The 16,583-nt window shown below is 71.9% G+C and carries 21 protein-coding genes; 8 read left to right on the forward strand and 13 right to left on the reverse strand.

The features are described 5' to 3' along the window. Nucleotides 1–9 precede the first annotated feature (9 nt). The 3 genes from AB0J53_RS28345 to AB0J53_RS28355 form a co-directional block, all read right to left on the reverse strand. Nucleotides 10–594 (reverse strand): dihydrofolate reductase family protein, encoded by a 585-nt coding sequence (locus AB0J53_RS28345; RefSeq protein ID WP_364177864.1) that lies wholly within the window; start codon nucleotides 592–594, stop codon nucleotides 10–12. A gap of 194 nt (nucleotides 595–788) precedes the next feature. Beyond that, complete coding sequence (locus AB0J53_RS28350; protein WP_364177867.1) at nucleotides 789–917, reverse strand: hypothetical protein; 129 nt, start codon at nucleotides 915–917, stop codon at nucleotides 789–791. A gap of 53 nt (nucleotides 918–970) precedes the next feature. After that, nucleotides 971–2,368: an FAD-dependent monooxygenase gene (locus AB0J53_RS28355; protein WP_364177870.1), complete on the reverse strand. Its 1,398-nt coding sequence runs from the start codon at nucleotides 2,366–2,368 to the stop codon at nucleotides 971–973. A 117-nt stretch (nucleotides 2,369–2,485) separates the two neighbouring features. Between AB0J53_RS28355 and AB0J53_RS28360 the strand changes: the two genes are divergently transcribed. Further along, the gene (locus AB0J53_RS28360) at nucleotides 2,486–2,905 is read left to right on the forward strand and encodes a helix-turn-helix domain-containing protein (RefSeq protein WP_357593883.1); all 420 of its coding nucleotides are present in this window, start codon (nucleotides 2,486–2,488) and stop codon (nucleotides 2,903–2,905) included. A gap of 150 nt (nucleotides 2,906–3,055) precedes the next feature. Here the strand turns inward: AB0J53_RS28360 and AB0J53_RS28365 are convergent, their stop codons facing one another. Together AB0J53_RS28365 and AB0J53_RS28370 are read right to left on the reverse strand one after the other, a co-directional pair. Beyond that, nucleotides 3,056–3,637: a dihydrofolate reductase family protein gene (locus AB0J53_RS28365; RefSeq protein WP_364177873.1), complete on the reverse strand. Its 582-nt coding sequence runs from the start codon at nucleotides 3,635–3,637 to the stop codon at nucleotides 3,056–3,058. Between the two features lie 66 nt (nucleotides 3,638–3,703). Further along, complete coding sequence (locus tag AB0J53_RS28370; RefSeq protein ID WP_364177876.1) at nucleotides 3,704–4,543, reverse strand: helix-turn-helix domain-containing protein; 840 nt, start codon at nucleotides 4,541–4,543, stop codon at nucleotides 3,704–3,706. A 127-nt stretch (nucleotides 4,544–4,670) separates the two neighbouring features. Between AB0J53_RS28370 and AB0J53_RS28375 the strand changes: the two genes are divergently transcribed. Continuing rightward, on the forward strand, nucleotides 4,671–5,258 hold the full coding sequence (locus AB0J53_RS28375; RefSeq protein WP_364177879.1) for a dihydrofolate reductase family protein: 588 nt from the start codon (nucleotides 4,671–4,673) through the stop codon (nucleotides 5,256–5,258). A gap of 26 nt (nucleotides 5,259–5,284) precedes the next feature. On the opposite strand, the gene AB0J53_RS28380 is transcribed toward AB0J53_RS28375, so the two are convergent. From AB0J53_RS28380 to AB0J53_RS28390, 3 genes are all read right to left on the reverse strand, one after another. Further along, nucleotides 5,285–5,794, reverse strand: coding sequence for a carboxymuconolactone decarboxylase family protein (locus AB0J53_RS28380; RefSeq protein WP_364177882.1), 510 nt, complete (start codon nucleotides 5,792–5,794; stop codon nucleotides 5,285–5,287). A 37-nt stretch (nucleotides 5,795–5,831) separates the two neighbouring features. Then, entirely contained in the window at nucleotides 5,832–6,305 is a 474-nt protein-coding gene (locus tag AB0J53_RS28385; RefSeq protein WP_364177885.1) for a carboxymuconolactone decarboxylase family protein, read from the reverse strand. Between the two features lie 130 nt (nucleotides 6,306–6,435). Beyond that, the gene (locus tag AB0J53_RS28390; RefSeq protein WP_364178175.1) at nucleotides 6,436–7,062 is read right to left on the reverse strand and encodes a hydrolase; all 627 of its coding nucleotides are present in this window, start codon (nucleotides 7,060–7,062) and stop codon (nucleotides 6,436–6,438) included. A gap of 285 nt (nucleotides 7,063–7,347) precedes the next feature. Between AB0J53_RS28390 and AB0J53_RS28395 the strand changes: the two genes are divergently transcribed. After that, nucleotides 7,348–7,719: a hypothetical protein gene (locus tag AB0J53_RS28395; RefSeq protein WP_219509134.1), complete on the forward strand. Its 372-nt coding sequence runs from the start codon at nucleotides 7,348–7,350 to the stop codon at nucleotides 7,717–7,719. A gap of 74 nt (nucleotides 7,720–7,793) precedes the next feature. On the opposite strand, the gene AB0J53_RS28400 is transcribed toward AB0J53_RS28395, so the two are convergent. After that, the gene (locus tag AB0J53_RS28400; RefSeq protein ID WP_364177888.1) at nucleotides 7,794–8,441 is read right to left on the reverse strand and encodes a helix-turn-helix domain-containing protein; all 648 of its coding nucleotides are present in this window, start codon (nucleotides 8,439–8,441) and stop codon (nucleotides 7,794–7,796) included. 106 nt (nucleotides 8,442–8,547) lie between these two features. Between AB0J53_RS28400 and AB0J53_RS28405 the strand changes: the two genes are divergently transcribed. Both AB0J53_RS28405 and AB0J53_RS28410 read left to right on the forward strand, forming a co-directional pair. Next, nucleotides 8,548–8,835 (forward strand): DUF4287 domain-containing protein, encoded by a 288-nt coding sequence (locus AB0J53_RS28405; protein ID WP_219509132.1) that lies wholly within the window; start codon nucleotides 8,548–8,550, stop codon nucleotides 8,833–8,835. Between the two features lie 251 nt (nucleotides 8,836–9,086). Continuing rightward, nucleotides 9,087–9,446, forward strand: a complete 360-nt coding sequence (locus AB0J53_RS28410) for a hypothetical protein (protein WP_364177891.1) — start codon at nucleotides 9,087–9,089, stop codon at nucleotides 9,444–9,446. Here the strand turns inward: AB0J53_RS28410 and AB0J53_RS28415 are convergent. Genes AB0J53_RS28415 through AB0J53_RS28425 form a run of 3 tightly spaced genes read right to left on the reverse strand, consistent with a single transcriptional unit; the run spans nucleotide 9,443 to nucleotide 12,250 of the window. Continuing rightward, on the reverse strand, nucleotides 9,443–10,768 hold the full coding sequence (locus AB0J53_RS28415; RefSeq protein ID WP_364177893.1) for a cytochrome P450: 1,326 nt from the start codon (nucleotides 10,766–10,768) through the stop codon (nucleotides 9,443–9,445). The genes AB0J53_RS28410 and AB0J53_RS28415 overlap by 4 nt on opposite strands. Nucleotides 10,769–10,772: 4 nt before the next feature. Next, on the reverse strand, nucleotides 10,773–12,002 hold the full coding sequence (locus tag AB0J53_RS28420) for a beta-ketoacyl-[acyl-carrier-protein] synthase family protein (protein WP_364177896.1): 1,230 nt from the start codon (nucleotides 12,000–12,002) through the stop codon (nucleotides 10,773–10,775). Then, nucleotides 12,002–12,250, reverse strand: coding sequence for a phosphopantetheine-binding protein (locus tag AB0J53_RS28425; RefSeq protein WP_219509125.1), 249 nt, complete (start codon nucleotides 12,248–12,250; stop codon nucleotides 12,002–12,004). Before AB0J53_RS28425 ends, AB0J53_RS28420 begins: the two co-directional genes overlap by 1 nt. 198 nt (nucleotides 12,251–12,448) lie before the next feature. Here AB0J53_RS28425 and AB0J53_RS28430 point away from each other — a divergent pair, with 198 nt between their 5' ends. Then, a complete protein-coding gene (locus AB0J53_RS28430) occupies nucleotides 12,449–13,459 on the forward strand; it encodes a 3-oxoacyl-[acyl-carrier-protein] synthase III C-terminal domain-containing protein (protein ID WP_364177899.1) in 1,011 nt (336 codons plus the stop codon). A gap of 23 nt (nucleotides 13,460–13,482) precedes the next feature. Here the strand turns inward: AB0J53_RS28430 and AB0J53_RS28435 are convergent, their stop codons facing one another. After that, entirely contained in the window at nucleotides 13,483–13,698 is a 216-nt protein-coding gene (locus AB0J53_RS28435) for a hypothetical protein (protein WP_219509123.1), read from the reverse strand. A gap of 223 nt (nucleotides 13,699–13,921) precedes the next feature. On the opposite strand from AB0J53_RS28435, the gene AB0J53_RS28440 reads away from it, so the two are divergent. Together AB0J53_RS28440 and AB0J53_RS28445 are read left to right on the forward strand one after the other, a co-directional pair. Continuing rightward, nucleotides 13,922–14,317, forward strand: coding sequence for a hypothetical protein (locus AB0J53_RS28440; RefSeq protein WP_364177903.1), 396 nt, complete (start codon nucleotides 13,922–13,924; stop codon nucleotides 14,315–14,317). Nucleotides 14,318–14,347: 30 nt separating this feature from the next. Beyond that, entirely contained in the window at nucleotides 14,348–16,543 is a 2,196-nt protein-coding gene (locus AB0J53_RS28445) for an MMPL family transporter (RefSeq protein ID WP_364177906.1), read from the forward strand. Nucleotides 16,544–16,583: the final 40 nt, after the last annotated feature.

Consider the following 16,583-nt stretch of genomic DNA (forward strand, 5'->3'; position numbering starts at 1 on the left):
CCGTACGGGTCAGCGGCGGACGCGGTAGCGGAGGTGAGTGGCCTCCGGCGTGTCGATCACCCGGACGACGTCCAGCTCCACGCGCGACGGCAGCACGTCGAACAGCCGCCGGCCACCGCCGAACAGCACCGGGACCAGATGGACCCGCACCTCGTCCAGCAGCCCGGCCTCGATCGCCAGCTGCGCCGTGCGGGCGCCGATCACATGCACGTGCCGGTCCCCGGCGGCGGCCTTGGCCTGCGCCATCGCGCTCTCGATCCCGTCGGTCACGTAGGTCACCAGCGGATGGCGCGCCACGGACGGGCCGGGCGGCCGACGACTGACCACGAAGACCGGGATGCCCTGACCGTGGTGATCACCGCCCCAGTGATCGGCCTGCTCCGCGGTACGCCGTCCCGCCAGGACCGCCCCGGCCGCCGCCATCTCGCCGAGCACCTCCCCGGCCGGACCGGACCGGCGGAACTCCCCGTCCGGCGTGAGGCCCCACTGGTGCAGCCGCACGAACCCGTCGCCGCCCGGGTTGCCCGGTTCGTCGTTCGGGCCCGCGATGTACCCGTCGAGCGACATCGACATGTCCAGCACCGAAACCGGCATGACCCTGCTCCTGTTCGTCGGAGGCATCCGGACCCGGCCGACGCTAGTCGAACCCCCGATCGAACCGATGGAGAATTCTCGCCCCGACGCGCAAGAATCTTGCGCGCTGAACCTAGGCCGGGCGAGGCGCGCAGACCGGCACCGGCCGGGTCGGCACGCCGCGGGACGTCGCCGAGACCGTGCACCGGCTCGCCTCACCCGGTGCGGGCCACGTCACGGCCCAGGTCGTCCAGGTGAACGGCGGAGCCGAGCGTGGCCGCCGAGCCGCCGCGCGACGGCGCCGACGACATCCAGGACGCCTGGCTGCGGGAGCTGCCCGGCATCCCTGGCTCAGGGTGTGTGACGTGACGTTCGCGTACGTCCATGCCGCTTCCCGTCAGGCCAGGGGGAGTTCTGTCATGGCGTCCGCCAGCTGCCCGGCAGTGTCTCCGGCGGCCCACACGTGCCCGTCGGGGCGCATCAGCACGGCGGCCGTGGGCCAGGGCAGCTCGGTCTCGTACAGCTGGAGGTCCGCGCTCACGGCGAGGTCCTTCAGCGCCGGGGTGGCCTCCTGGGTCAGCAGCACCGGGCGGCCTTCGCGCAGCAGGCGCAGCTGCTCGCGGGTGGCCGGGAGGCGCCGGCCTGCCAGGGGATGGGCGCCCGGGTAGCGTACGGCCAGCGCGGTCAGCGTGTCGGCCAGCTCGGCCGCCACGTCGGGATGGGCGCGCAGCAGGTCCGCCATGAACCGGCGCAGGGACAGGCCCTCCTCGGTGGTGGCGGTGATCAGGGCGGTCTGGGCCTTGGTATGTTCGACCAGGGACTCGCCGACGGGGTGGCGTTCCTGGTGGTAGGTGTCCAGCAGGGACGCCTCCGCCCGGCCCCGCTGGACCGCGGCCAGCTTCCAGCCCAGGTTCATCGCGTCCTGCAGGCCCACGTTCAGCCCGACGCCGCCCGCCGGGAAGTGCATGTGCGCGGCGTCGCCCGCCAGGAACACCCGGCCCTTCCGGTACTGCGCCGCGAGCCGGGTGGCGTTGCCGAAGCGGGACAGCCACACGGGGGAGTGCATGCCGAAGTCCGTGCCCGCGATCCGCTGCGTCGTCTCCCGCAGGGACTCCAGGGTCGGGGCGAAGGTTGACGGGGCGTACCCGGTGACGCGGTAACGACCGCCGGGGATCGGCGCCACGATCAGCGCGCCGTGCGCGTTGTGCCAGGTGCCCGGCCGTTCCGGCGGCTCGGCCAGCTCGACGTCGCCGAGGAAGCCGAAGATGGTCGAGTCGGTGCCGGGGAAGCCGATGCCCGCCGCCTGGCGTACGGTGCTGCCCGCGCCGTCCGCCCCGACCACGTGGTCCGCGGTGATCTCGTACGCGCCGTCGGGCCCGCTGACCCGCAGCGTCACGCCCTGTTCGTCCTGGCTCAGCCCGGTCACCCGGTGCCCGCGCCGGATCACCACCCCGAGGGCCAGGGCGTGCTGTTCGAGCAGTTCCTCGGTGCGCAGCTGCGGGTGCGCGAGCATGAACGGGAACGGCGTGGCCAGCTCCCGGAAGTCCAGGCGGGCGGGCAGCATGCCGAAGTGCCCGTCCGGCACGGGCAGCCCGCCGTCGAGGAAGGCCTGTTCCTGCCCGCGCATCGCCAGCACCTCGATCGTGCGCGGGTGGATGGCCAGCGCCTTGGAGTGCGGGCTGCGCTGCTCGGCCCGTTCCAGGACCAGCGGTCGCCCGCCGCCCAGGGCCAGCTCCGCAGCCGTCCACAGCCCGACCGGGCCCGCGCCGACCACGACGGTGTCGTGTGCGTTCACAGTGATCACTCTCCGTTGCGTTGAGGTGTGGCGCGGGCGTGGTCGTGGATCGGGGTGACCGCCCCGCACGTGTTACATACTGGTAGTGCGGTTACAGCCGGATGAGAGGAAACCGAGATGGCGTCAGCGCGACAGATCGCTGGTCCGTGCCAGGCGTGGCCGGAGGACAGCGCCTTCATCCGTGAGGTGCTCGACCGCATCGGCGACAAGTGGACGGTGCTGACCATCAGCACCCTGAACGCCGGCCCGCTGCGCTATTCCGACCTGCAGGCGAGCATCCCGGGAATCTCCCAGCGGATGCTGACCCAGACGCTCAAGCATCTCGAGCGCGACGGCCTGATCACCCGGACCGCGTACGCCGAGGTCCCGCCGCGAGTGGAGTACGAGCTGACGAAGCTGGGCCGGTCGCTGATCGACGCGGTGACGGCAATGGCCGGCTGGGCCGCCACCCATCACGGCGAGATCGCCCGCAACCGGGCCGCCAGCGAGCTCATCGGAGTCGGCCGGGGCAGATCCGGCCGGCTCCGCGACGCCTGATGTGGCATCAAGGGGGCCATTTCCCTCACCTCACTCGTAGTGCGTAACACCATCATGAGTGAGTAAGAGAGGGCCTACAAAAGGCACATTCAGGTGCGTGGCACCGCCCCCCAGGCGCCACGCCTCCCGTCTACAGGTGAATCAGATGGATCAGCGGCGCACCTGGTAACGCAGGTGAAGCACCCGGTTGCCCTGGACCACCACGTCGGGATCCTCCAGCAGGTGCTGCGCGTGGACCGACCCGAAGTAGCGCTTGCCGGACCCGAACACCACCGGCACGACGTCCATGCGCACCTCGTCGACCAGCCCCGCGGCGAGCACCTGGCCACCGACGTCGCCGGCGGCGACCTCGATCACGCGGTCGCCCGCCAGCTCCTGCGCCTTGGCCATGGCCGCCTCGACGCCGTCGACGAAGTGAAACGGCGCCGCCGGGTCCCAGCCCTCGGGCTGCGGCCGGTGCGTCACGACGACCACGTGGTCGATGCCGCTCGGCGGCTTTCCGTCCCAGCCGTCCGTCAGGTCGAAGACGTGGCGGCCGACGATCGTGACCCCGATCCGGTCCCAGTACGCCTTGGTGTAGTCGTAGGACGTCTGCGACACCTTCAGCTCGCCGCTCTCGTCCAACGGGACGTCACCGCTGGTCAACCAGTCGAACAGCGGTCCGGGTTGGTCGTTCTCGTCCGCGATGAAGCCGTCCGCCGACACCGAGCTGTACATGACCACCTTGCCCACGGGGCCCCTCCTCCATTTTGGGTGCCCTCAAATTAGCGTGCCGTGAGCCGCCGCTCTTGTAAGAAATCAATCGGCCGGCAGCGGCCAGCCGTCCAGCGCGTGGCCGGGATGCTCGCGCAGGAACCGCCGCCGCACCTCGACGTACCGGGTCGGCGTGAGCCCGGTGAACGCCCGGAACTCGTGGCCGAAGTGGGCCTGGTCGAAGTAGCCTGCGCCACCGGCGAGCTCGCCCCAGTCGATCGGTCCGGCGGGGTCGATCGCGAACACGGTGGCGGTGAAGCGGTGGGTGCGGGCCAGCCGCTTCGGCGTGACGCCGATGACCTCCTTGAACCGCTGCGCCAGATGCGTGCTGCTGACACCGGCCGCCGCGCTCAGGTCGCCGATCGCCACCGCCCCGCCGGCCGCCGCGATGACGCCGCTCGCATGGCGGACCAGCCCCAGGCCGGTGGTCTCGCGCAGCCGTCGCGTCAGCGCCTGTTCGAGCAGCGTCAGCATCTCGCCCGGGCCGTCCGCCGTGGCCAGCCGGTCGCGCAGCTCGGCGACGGCGGGCCGGCCCCAGACCTGCTCCACCGTCACCGGCCGGTCGCACAGCTCGGCCGCGGGCATCGGCAGGAACGGCGCCAGCCCCCACGGCTTGAAGTGCACGCCGACGGACCGGGTCCGCGGCGGGTAGCCGAACTCCAGCGCGCGGGTGGGCATGGTGACCACGCAGCCGTCGGCGTACTCGGCCGTCCCGAGGTCGGCGCCGGCGCGGATGCGGAACGGCGCCCCGAGGTTGACGATGAGCAGCGCCGCCGGCATCGGCGGCAGCGTCAGCCGGGCGTACGGCGACGCGCCCTCCAGGTAGTAGAGGTCGTCGATCAGCCTGTCCAGCGGCGGACGCGGCACTCTGGACACGTACTCCACGCCCACAGTATCGCCGACGCTGTCCGACCGGGCGCGATGAGTTCCGCCGCCGAGAACGGTCCACCCCATGACCCTTGAAGGACGGGCCGGAACCACCGGGCCGAGCGGTAACCAGAGGAGGACCCTCATGGGCAAGGTCTTCAGCCACATGACGATGTCGCTGGACGGATACATCGCGCAGCCGGATGACCAGGTCGCCGAGCTGTTCGACTGGTACGAGGCCGGGGACGTGGTCGTGCCGAACCCGAACGAGGACATCTCGGTCAAGGTCGACGAAGCGGGTGCGGCGGCATGGCGGGACCTCACCGAGAACACCGGCGCGCTCGTCGCCGGCCGCCGCCTGTTCGACATCGCCGGCGGCTGGAACGACAGGCATCCGGCCGGCGCACCCGTGGTCGTCGTCACGCACCGGCCCCCGGCGGACGCCGCCGGGAAGTGGCCGGCGACGACGTTCGTCGACGGGGTCGAGGCGGCGATCCAGCGGGCGAAGCAGATCGCCGGCGACCGGAACGTCACGATCGCCAGCGCGAACGTGACGCAGCAGGCCCTCGCCCTCGGCCTGGTGGACGAGGTGTGCGTGAGCCTCGTGCCGGTGCTGTTCGGCGAGGGGATCCCGTACTTCTCCAAGCTCGAAGGCGGGCATCTCCTGCTCGACGACCCGATCGTCATCCAGGGCCGGCGCGCCCTGCACCTGCGCTACCCGGTCCGTCGCTGAGCGCGGCGCGCCGAGCCTCGCTCCCGTCACTTCCTCCAGTTCTCGCCCGGCGCCCGGCCCGGGGAGGGCTTGCCGACGAGGGTGATGGGGGCGAAGAAGCAGCTCCTGCCGATCGCCATGCACAGCGTCACGAGCGCCTTCTCGTCGTAGTGCGCGGACGCCCTGGCGAACAGTTCGTCCGGGACGCGCTCGCCGGACGGGTTCGGGGTGAGAATGGCGTCCACCAGCTCCAGCGCGACCAGCTCCGCGCCGGTGAAGTAGTGGGGCGCGTCCCGCCAGCTCGCCACGGCGGTGATGCGCTCCTCCGGCTCCCCTTCCTCGCGAAGATTGCCCGACTGCACGACCGTGTGGTACGTGCTGCCGATGAGCTGGCCGATCCGGAGCTGGGCCAGCAGGATCGTGGTCCGCGGGACCGAGCCGTTCTCGGCGGCTTTGGTCATTCCTCCGGCGATCGCCCCCAGCTCGGGCACGAACTTGCTCGGATCGGAGAGACGCGATTCGGGACCGCTCGGCGCGGTCGTGGCGTGTTCGGTCATGACGAGGTCGTCCTCTCGGCTATGGGGGTTTCCGGATCTACCACTGGCCGGGCCGGTAGGTGCCGGGGGCGGGCTGCGCGGTGATGATGTTCATGCGGTTGAAGGCGTTCATCACGGCGATGTGCGCCACCAGGGCGGCGAGCTGGTCCTCGTCGTAGTGCCTGGACGCCTCCGCCCACGTCTCGTCGCTGACGCCCCCGGCGGCGTCGGCGACGCGGGTGCCCTCTTCCGCGAGTGCCAGGGCGGCCCGCTCGGCGTCCGTGTAGACCGGCGCCTCCCGCCAGACCGGGACCAGGTTGATCCGCAGGGAGGTCTCTCCCGCGTGCTCGGCGTCCTTGGTGTGGATCTCGACGCAGGGCGCGCAGCCGTTGATCTGGCTGATGCGGAGCGCCACCAGCTCCTTCGTGAGCGGCGGCAGGGACGAGTCCGTGACGACCTTGCCCGCCGAGATGACGTACTTCGCGGCCTTGGCCCCGACCGGGTTCTCGGCGTAGTTGAAACGGCTCTCCATGACGATCTCCTCGCTGCTTCGGTTGTTACATCTCAGAGACGAAGGAGCCGGGACGCCCGGGACGACCGGCCGGCATGACGCACGTCACATCGGGGAGCCCCCGGAACGTGTCCCCAGCCCGGTCGGAGCCCTAGAACAGGTTGCCGGAGCGCTGCCCGATGGCGCGCTTGCGGCGGAAGTAGTCGTTGATGACGACGCGGTAGAGATCGGCGTCGTCACGCGCCCAGTCGCGCATGAACTCGCAGCCCAGGGCGAGCGAGGTGACGGGCTGCGCACCGGCCTGGATCATGCGCTGGACGGCTGTCTCGTGGGTGACGGGCGAGACCCCGCCGACGGCGTCGATGACGGGGTAGACCTCGAAGCCTTCGCGGAGCATGTCCAGAGTGGGAAAGGCGAGGCAGACCTCCGTCCACAGGCCCGCCATGATGATCTTCTTTCTGCCGGTGGCTTCGACCGCCGCCCGGAAGTCCGGGTCCTCCCAGGAGTTCACGCCTGTACGGTCGATCTCCGTGACCCCGGGAAGCTCCCGGGTGATCTCCTCGATGGTCGGCTGGTTGACGCCCATGCCGACCGCGACGGTGCTCAGTACGGTCGGGACCCGGTAGGCGTGGGCGAGCTTGGCCAGCGTGACGGCCCCGAGGTTGATCTCGTCCCGCGTCGCGGACCCCACGGTCGCGTACTGCCCTTCCTGGAGATCGATCAGGACGATGGCACTGTTGCGCGGGGTCAGCAGGTGGTCCTGGCGCGGATCGCGGATGGGTTCTGGGGCGGTCTAGGGCGGGCTGCTCTGCGGTGACATCATTCCTGTCCTCACCTACGGACCTCAAGGGCACCGGCCACGGACCCGGCACGCCAGTGCCGCACCTGCCAACTTCACCCGTTCCCGGCTCCCGAACGCGTTATGGCCGCGCACCGGTCGTGAGACCGTCATGTTTCGGGATGCTGAGGATGCCGGGCGTGCGTCCCCGGCATACCGCAGACATACCGCTCGTCCGTATCGTCCCCTCCACATCGACCCAGGAACGAAAGGGACATGAGAATCATGCGGCTATCGGTCGGAATCATCGCTCTGACAGTCTCCGCCGGACTGCTCGCGGGAGCCCAGCCGGCGAGCGCCGCCACGACGCAGGCAGCAGCGGCGTGCAGCGTCAGCCCGGGCATCCCGTACAAGGACGGCGCGCACGTCGAGGGCACGGTCACGTGGGTCGGCGACTGCGGGCAGATGACGCTGAAGGTGCAGCGCAAGCGGTGGTACGGCTGGCAGACCATGAACTCGGACACCTGGACCAAGGACTCCGACAAGAAGGTCGGACTCCCGGCGAGATGCGGTGACGGCACCTACGACTGGCGCGTCTGGGTCTACGCGGAGAAGGCCGGCGGCTTCACCAACAGGAGCAGGAGGATCACCTGCTGATCCCGGGCTCGTGAGGACCTTGCGGGGCGCGCATCAGGCGTGGCCCCGCATTCACGTCTCCGGCGGCGTTTCGCTTAAAAGCGGAACATCTTGGCGAATCGGCCCAGCAGTACGGGGTCGCCCTCGGCACGCAGGCTGCCGTCGCGGAGCAGCTCATCCGGGGTCTTGCCGCCACCCATCAGTTCGCGGACGGGGTGGCCGCTCAACCGCTCGATGACGAGGTCGGGGGCCGGGTGCGGGCCGATGCCGACCTCGAGTTCGCCATCGCTGACCTGCAAGCGGAACGTGAAGTCACCCAGGCGGATCTCGTAACCGGCCGTGACCTCCCGGGCTGCCTGCGCCCGGAATGCTGTACGGAACGACATGGCGACCGATTCGGCGGTGACGAGCTCGCCGGGGCGGGGCTCGGTGAGGGTCCGCGCGCCCCAACGGCCCAGCGCGATCAACGCGGGTTCGAGGTCGCGTCCGTAGTCGGTCAGCTCGTAGACGACGGCGCGATCGGGGTACGGGAGCGCGTGACGGGTGACCAGCGCCGCCTCTTCCAGCTGCTTGAGGCGGGCCGACAGGATGTTGGTCGGGATGGCCGGCAGGCCATTGCGCAGGTCCGTGTAGCGCTGGGCCCCGGTGAGCAGGTTGCGGATGACCAGCATGGTCCACCGTTCGCCGACCATCTCCATCGCGCGGGCCAGGCCGCAGAACTGTCCGTACTCCCTCGGCGCCATGGTGGCAATCCTAACCCAATACTTCAGTTGACAAAGCGTACTTTCAAAAGACAAGCTTGCAGCCCACGGGGTTGCGAAGCATCCCCGCTGGAGAATGGAGAAGCGCATGTCCTTCCAGGCCTACCTCGACAACATCGAGGACAAGACCGGACTTACCCCTCGTGAGTTCATCGCTCTGGCGAAGGAACGCGGCTTCGACGCCCCGTCCGTGAAGGCCGGAGTGATCGTCGACTGGCTGAAGCAGGACTACGACCTCGGGCGCGGGCACGCGATGGCGCTGGTGCACGTCATCAAGAAGGGGCCGAAAATCGACGCCAAACACGTCGGCAGCTCGGGCTCCCACCGCGACGCGTCCGACACGCTTTGGCTGGACGGCAAGGACAACCGGCCTTGACGAGCCGGATGAACATCGCACCGGGCGGTGTCCGGAACCGCCACACATGACGGAACTCGTGGCTGTCAGGGGTACACGTGAGCAGCCTGGGAACCTGCGGGACGATCTTCCTGTCTTACGGATCATGCGCAAGATCGCGACCGCGGCACTCGCCGGTGCCGGCATCCTGGTCCGGCATCGAGGACTGCGACGTCCTCACAGCGGTTTCCGAAGCGAGAACGCTGGCGAAAGGCGAGAAGTGGGTCCCGACCATGAAGGTGCTGCGATCGGGCGCCGCGCAGGTGACCGGGGTGAAGCTCGGCAACCCGCAGCAGGCGATCACGTCGTTGGCCAAGCGGGTCGGCCGATCGTTGGCCCCCATCGGCCAGACGTACCCGTCCCGAGGCCGTCACGGTGAGAACTCCTTCGGCGCCCCGGGACGGTATGTGGTCTACCAGGTGGCGCCTCACCTGGTGGACGCCGACTTCGTCGTGGAGTGCGACGGGAAGCGCCTCGGCTCGGGACACGCCACCTCCTGGCAGCACGGCGACGCCGGCGGAACGGCAGAGTGCGGCGCCAAGGCCGGGGACCGGAGCCGCATCGCCCGCATGGCGATCGAACTGGCCTGCTAGCGGCTCAACGGCCCCGCGAGGTCGGCCCGGGGGCGGTAGGTGACCAGGCAGTTGCGGCCCGGATGGTTGATCACCATGTGTGCCCGCTCGATGGGTTCGTCCCGAGCGTCCGGCGGCGGCGAGAGCTCACCACCACGCAGGATCGTGTGGAGCAGCGCGCCGCTCTGCGCCATCGTGTACGGCTTGCCGGGGCACAGGTGGGCGCCGAGCCCGAACGGCAGCCAGCTTCCCGGCGCCGGGCGCGTGTCGAGGAAGCGTTCGGGCCTGAAGGCCGAGGGCGCGGGGAAGTGACGGGCGTCGTGATGCAGCGAGCGCAGGTGGACCAGCAGCGTCGTGCGCGGCTCGATGACGTAGGGACCGAGCCGGCAGGCGTGCCGGGTGACGCCGAGGGGCTTGAAGGCGACGGGCGGGCGCTGCCGCAGCGCCTCGCAGGCCACGGCGGTGGCGAACGCCTCGCCGTCGCCGGCCAGCGCCTCCGCCGTCAGCCGCGCCAGCGCCTCCGGGTGCCGCAGCAGCCGTTCCACGGTCCAGGCCAGGCCCACGGCGGTGGTCTCGTGCCCGGCCAGCAGCAGCGCCATCATCTGGTCGCACAGCGCCGCGTCGGTCAGCTCTGACCCGGACGGGGTCCGCGCCGCCATCAGCGAGCCGAGCACGTCGTCCCCCTGCCCGGCGGGGTCGCGGCGGCGGCGTTCGATCTCCGCGCCGATCAGGCGGACGCACCGCTCACGTAGCCGGTGGAACGATCGCCATGCCGCGACCGCGCCCGTACGCCGCATCATGTAGCGGACCTGCGTCGACGGCGCGTGCAACCGCGCCCGCAGCGCGGCGAACGGCGCACGCCAGGACGCCAGCCGGTCGCCTTCGACGCCGAGCAGGACGCCCAGGAAGATGTCGAAGACCGTGTCGCTCAGGTGGGGCAGCAGCTCGAAGGGGACGCCCACCGGCCATGAGGCCATCGACCGGCTCACGGCGGCCGACATGAGGGCGCGGTGCCGTTCGAGAGCGCTGCCGCGCAGCGGGGGAAGGAGAAGCTTGCGGACCTGGAGGTGCTGCGACCCTTCCAGCGCCAGGATCGAGCGCGGACCCGCCGCCAGGTCGAGCGGGCCGCCCTCGAACGGGGCCAGCAGCCGCTCCCTGGCCGAGGACGCCTGCCTGACGTGGTCGGCATCGCGCAGCATCGCCACGCGCCCGACGCCGGGGTTCCACATGGTGAAGATCGGGCCGTACCGGTCGAAGGTCCGCTCGATCCAGGTCTCGCCCTGGCGCTGATACTCCAGCAGCGCCCGGATCCCGAGCCGCGCGGGGCGCATCTGCGAGGTCATGCGCTCAGGAAGCCGGGGCGAAGATCAGCGTGGCGTTGTGGCCGCCGAAGCCGAACGAGTTCGACACCACCGCCCCGGACGGGAGCGGGACCGGCCGGCGCACCACGTCGATGTCACAGCGCTCGTCCGGTTCGTCGAGGTTGGCCGTGGGCGGGATGGTCAGCTCGGTGAGCGTCAGCACGCTCGCCACCGCCTCGATGGCCCCGGCGGCGCCGATGGCGTGGCCGGTCACGCCCTTGGTGGAGGTCACCGGCGGGCCGTCCGGCCCGAACAGGCGGGCGATCGCCTGGGCCTCGGCCAGGTCGTTGAGCTGGGTGCCGCTGCCGTGGGCGTTCACGTGCGCGACCGCGTCCGTGGTCAGACCCGCGTCCGCGAGCGCCGCGCGCATGCTGCGGTACGCCCCCTGCCCCTGCGGGTGGGGAGCGGTCAGGTGGTGGCCGTCGGAGGTGCGGCTGTATCCGGCCAGTTCGGCATGGACGCGGGCGCCGCGGCGCAGCGCGTCCTCCAGCGGCTCCAGGACCAGGAACGCCGCCCCCTCGGCCAGGACGAACCCGTCCCGGGCGGTGTCGAACGGCCTGCTGGCCCGTTCGGGCTCGGCGGTGCGCCGCGACAGGGCCCGGCAGCGGTCGAAGGCCAGCAGCATGGTCGCCGTGATGCACGCCTCGGCCCCGCCCGCCACCACCAGGTCGGCCGAGCCGTCACGCAGCAGGCGGGCCCCCTCGCCGATGGCGTGGGCGCCGGAGGCGCACGCCGTCGCCACCGTGAAGCTCGGCCCCAGGAGACCGTGGTGCATGCTGATGGCGGCGGCCGGCGCGTTGGCCATGATCATGGGGACGAACCGGGGCGGCGGATTGCCGCGCCCCGGCTGACGGCCGTCCAGCATGCTCCGCTCGTACGTCTCGGTGCCGACGAAGCCCGTGCCCGTCACCACGGCGCGACGCTCAGGAGGCGCGGTGATCGCACCGGCGTCGGCCAGCGCGTCACCGGCCGCGCACATCGCCAGCAGCGCCACCCGGTCGAGCTGGCCCGCCTGCTTCGGGGTCAGGTAGCCGGCCGGGTCCAGGCCGCCGATCTGGCAGGCGAAGTCCACCGCCAGCCCTTCGGTGTCGAAGGAGGTGATCGTCCGCGCGGTGGAGCGCCCGCCGAGCAGCGTGTTCCACAGCTCCTTCGGGTTAGCGCCGGCCGGGGTGCGCACGCCCAGGCCCGTCACCGCGATGCGCGTCCGTGGCGGCATCAGGCCCGCTCTCCGGCGAGGTGGCGGGCCTGGTCCAGCACGTCGGCCACGGTTCGCACGTCCGCGAGCGTCTCGCGGGGGATCGGCCCCCACACCTCCTCCAGGGCGACGTGGATCTCGGCGAGGTCCAGGCTGTCGGCGTCCAGGTCCTCGCGCAGCCGGGCCTGCGCCGTGATCAGCCGCGGGTCCGTCTTCAGGACCTGCGCGCAGGTGTTCCGCACCACGGTCTCGATCTCGTCGTCGCTCACGGTCCCACTCCCGTCGCTCGGCCAGGGCGGCCACATCCGGGCCAGTCTCGGCGACGGGGGCGGCCTGCCAGGCAGGACACGGCGGGTGCGGAGCGGAGTTGATCGAATTTTGGCGGTGCGGGACGAGGCGGCGCGTCACACGCCGTGATCAACGGGGTCGTTCCTATCCTGACCGTAGTTGATCTAGAGGAGGCCGCCATGGGGGCGCCGTTGTACGCGCAGGTCACGGACGTGGCGCTGTATCTGCCCGGCACCAGCCTCACCACGACCGAGCTCGAGGACCGGCTCGCCGGCCTCAATCCCGGCGTGCCGATCCCGCGCAAGCTGATCGAGTGCGTCACCGGCGTGAGCAGCCGCCATGTGGCGGACGCGGACCAGCGGGCCCGCGACCTCGCGGTGACGGCGGCCCGCGAGCTGCTGGCGCGCACCGGACACCCGCCGGCGGCGCTGGATCTGATCATCTTCGCGGGCGTGTCCCTGGACGCGGTGGAGCCGGCCACCGCGCACATGGTGGCGGCCGAGCTGGGGGCGGGCTGTGCCGCGTTCGACGTGCGCAACGCCTGCAACAGCGTGCTGAACGCGATCGAGCTGGCCGACACGCTGATCACCGCGCGCCGCTACCGTACGGTCCTGGTCGTCTGCGGCGAGGTGGCGACCAGCGCCATCCGCTGGCGCGTGGGCTGTGAGCAGGAGTTCCGGGCCGCCATCCCGTCCTACACGGTGTCGGACTCCGGGGCCGCGCTGCTGCTCGAGGCCGCGGCCGTCCCCGGGATCATGGGGCACCGCTTCTGCGCCGTGCCGGAGTTCTGGCCCGCGGCGGTCATGCCGTTCCGGCGGCTGGAATCAGGCGGGCACGTGACCGGCCCGTTCACCGTCGACGCCGTGGGACTGGCCGTGGCCGTGCACAAGCTCGACCTCGACGTGCTGACGCAACCGCTGCGGGAGCACGGCGTCGGCTGGGACGACCTGGCCGCGATCTGCGTCCACCAGGCGTCGCTGCCGTCGCTGCGCTCGTTCTGCGAAGGCGCGGGCATTCCCCTGGACAAGGTCGTCGTGACCATCGCCGAGCACGGCAACCTCGTCGCCGCCACCCTTCCCGCGCAACTGCACGAGGCGGCGCGGAGCGGGCGGGTGCGGCGCGGCGATCTGGTCGCCCTCGTCGGGGTGGCCAGCGGCCTCAGCGCGGGAACGGTGCTCCTGCGCTGGTGAGCGGCCGGCCGCGCCGCCGTACGTCAGGCGAGGCCGCCCACGGGCTGCCCGTGGAAGCGGCCGCCGTAGCAGCTGAGACGGGTCGGGCTGGTGGCGCTCGGCACCACCACGCCCGAGCCGAGCAGGCAGTCGGCCATCGAGACCGCCTGGATCGGGGTCGCGGACGCGGCGGTGGCGCCGGCGAAGGGCAGCGCCACGGCCACCGCGAGGATGCCGAGTGCCATCGTGATCCGCGCCATGACGTGCTCCGTTACGTAGAGTGACGACCGATGTGTGTGCTAGCTACCGCATCGAGCGGCGTTTGAAACGAGGTCCGGAACGCCACTCCTTCGTGCTGCTTCGGCCGCGCCGACCGATGTGCAGTGAGTGATCGTGATAGTACGGAAAGTGTTGAAGGGTGCCGCGGCCGCATGCGTGGCGCCCGCGAGCACGCGTACGTGGCCGGACCATCAGAGGATCGACGTGGACAAGCGCACCCTGCTCCTGCTGACCGTGACCGCCGCGGCCGTCGGCATCCTCCCGGCCACGGCCGAGACCGCCGAGGCCGGCACGCCCCGGCCCTCCACGCCGCCCGCCGCGCAGCTCACCACGCCGGCGAGCCCGCCTGAGAGCACGCCTGAGAGCACGCCGCCGGACACGGTGGCCTCTCCGGTGCTGCCGGCGGCGCCCGAGGGGCCGCCGCCGGGCGCGGACGCCGCCGGGGACCCGCCGCTCATGAGCTTCTGCGTGACGCTGCAGGGGCAGGCTCTGGTCACGGCCGGGATGACGTTCATGACGGGCGGCGGCGTACAGAACGTCCCGCTCCTGGCGGTGGCCCCGTGCCCGGCCGGCAACACCGCCGCCACCCCCCTCCCGTAGCTCGACCCACCGGCACGGAGAGGTGTGCTCATGCCGCTCGGCACCGTCCGCCGTCGCAGCCGCGACGTCCCCGCACCGGGCACGGCCCGCCGGGGCGGCAGCCGCCGCGGCGCCGTCCTGGCCCGCCTGGGAGCCGCCTCGGCCGCGCACGCCCGGCTGGTCGTGGCGGTCTGGCTGGTGCTGGCCGCCGCCGCGGCCGCCCTGGTGCCCGGCCTGCTGCAACGGCTGAGCCCGCCCCCGCTGGAGCTGCGGGGTTCGGCCTCGGCCGAGGCCGCCGCCTTGATCGCCCGCAGCTTCCCGCACCAGGGCGACGAGCAGCTGGTGCTCGCGTTCGACTCCGCGACGCTCCGCTCCCGCGACCCGCGCTACCAGCGGGCGGTGGCGGCGGTGGTGGAGGCGCTGCACGCCCGCCCGGACATCGGCGGCCTGCAGCCGCTTCCCTCGCCCGCCCAGGTCAACCCCCATCACGCGTACGTGATGGCCGGCGTGCACGGCGACGAACGCGCCCGCCAGCGGAACCTGCCCGGCCAGATCGCGACGGCCGCAAGGGCGGCCCGCGACGCCTCCGGCGGGACGGTGACGGTCGCGCTGGTGGGCGTGAGCCCGGTGTTCGCCGAGCTGATCCGCGCCGACCTGGACGACCTGCGCCGGATGGAGCTGGTGACGGTTCCGCTGATCCTGTTCCTGCTCGTCGTGGGACTCGGGGCGGCCGGGGCCGTGGCCGTGCCGCTGCTCGTGGCGGGCGGCGCGGGGCTGCTCAGCCTGGGGGTGCTGGCGCTGGGCGGCGCCGCCATCGGGATCGACTCGACGCTGCTGACCGCGACCGTGACGATCTGCCTGGCCCTGGGGCTGGACTACTGCCTGCTCATCCTGCTGCGCTACCGCCAGGGCCGCCGGGAGGGCGGCGGGCCGCGCGAGGCCGCCGCTCACGCCGTCGCCACGGCCGGCAGCACCGTCTGCTGGTGCGCGACGATCATCATGATCACCGCCGCCTGCATGCTGATCATCCCCGCGCCGGCGGTGCTCAGCATGGCGCTGGCGGCCGTGCTGGCCGCGTTCCTCACGCTCACGGCGGCTCTGACCCTGGCTCCCGCGCTGCTGGTGCTCCTCGACCGGCGGCTGGAGCCGACGAAGCGGCTCTGGCGGCGTGCCCGGCGGGACGACCGCCCGCCCGCCTGGCTGCGCATGGCCGGGCACCTCATGCGCCGCCCCGGCCGGTACGCGCTCGCCGCCGCCCTTCTTCTGCTGCTGGCCGCCGTCCCCGCGCTGGACCTGCGCCTGGGCCTGCACTTCGACCGCCACACCCTGGCCAGGACCGACGTGGGCCACGGGCTCGCCCAGATGGAGGACGACCACCTCGCCAACCTGACCCTGCTGGCCCTGCCCCACGCACCCGGCGCGGGCCCGGTCGATCCCAGTGCGCTCACCGCCGCCCTCGAACGCGATCCGCGCGTGACGATGACCGGCGCCATCGACAACGGCCGGGACCTCACGCTGGTCACCATCGCCGGCCGCGGCGCCCCCGACAGTACCGACGCCGCCGACCTGGTGCGCGACATCGGCCGGACGGCCCAGGAATCGCTGCCCGCCGGCCAGCGGGTGCTCATGACAGGGGCGGCGGCCATGCTGGCCGAGGTCTACGACGAGATGCGCGGCCGCGCGTGGCAGGTGATCGCGCTGGTGCTGCTGGCGTCGTTCGTCCTGCTGCTGATCACCTTCCGCAGCCTGCTGATCCCGCTGAAGGCGATCGCGATGAACCTGCTGTCCGTGGGAGCCACCCTCGGCCTGGTCACCCTGTGCTTCCAGGGCACGGGCTCCACCGGTGACATCAACGCGGCGGTGCCGCTGCTGGCCCTGACCGTCGTGTTCGGCCTGTCCATGGACTACGAGGTGTTCCTGGTGCACCGCATCGCCGAGCACTACCGGCGCACCGGTGACAACACCGCCGCCGTGCTGCACGGCCTGCGGCACACCGCCCGGCCCATCACGCTCGCCGCCGCCATCATCGCCGTCACCTTCGCGGGTCTGCTGTTCACCCACCGGCACGACTTCCAGCAGGCGGGATTCGCCGTGGCCGTCGCGATCATCATCGACGCCACGCTCATCCGCATGGTCCTCGTCCCCGCGCTGATGCGCCTGCTCGGCCACCGCAACTGGTGGCTGCCCCGGCCGCTGGCCCGGCTGCTGCCGCCCCTGAGGCCGGTTGACGGCCCGCCGACCGGCTGACGCGCCCGCGCGGCTGGCAAGGTATCGGCACCTGTCGTGC

The sequence above is a fragment of the Nonomuraea sp. NPDC049725 genome, from assembly GCF_040674795.1.
GTDB classification, from domain to species: Bacteria; Actinomycetota; Actinomycetes; order Streptosporangiales; family Streptosporangiaceae; genus Nonomuraea; species Nonomuraea ceibae.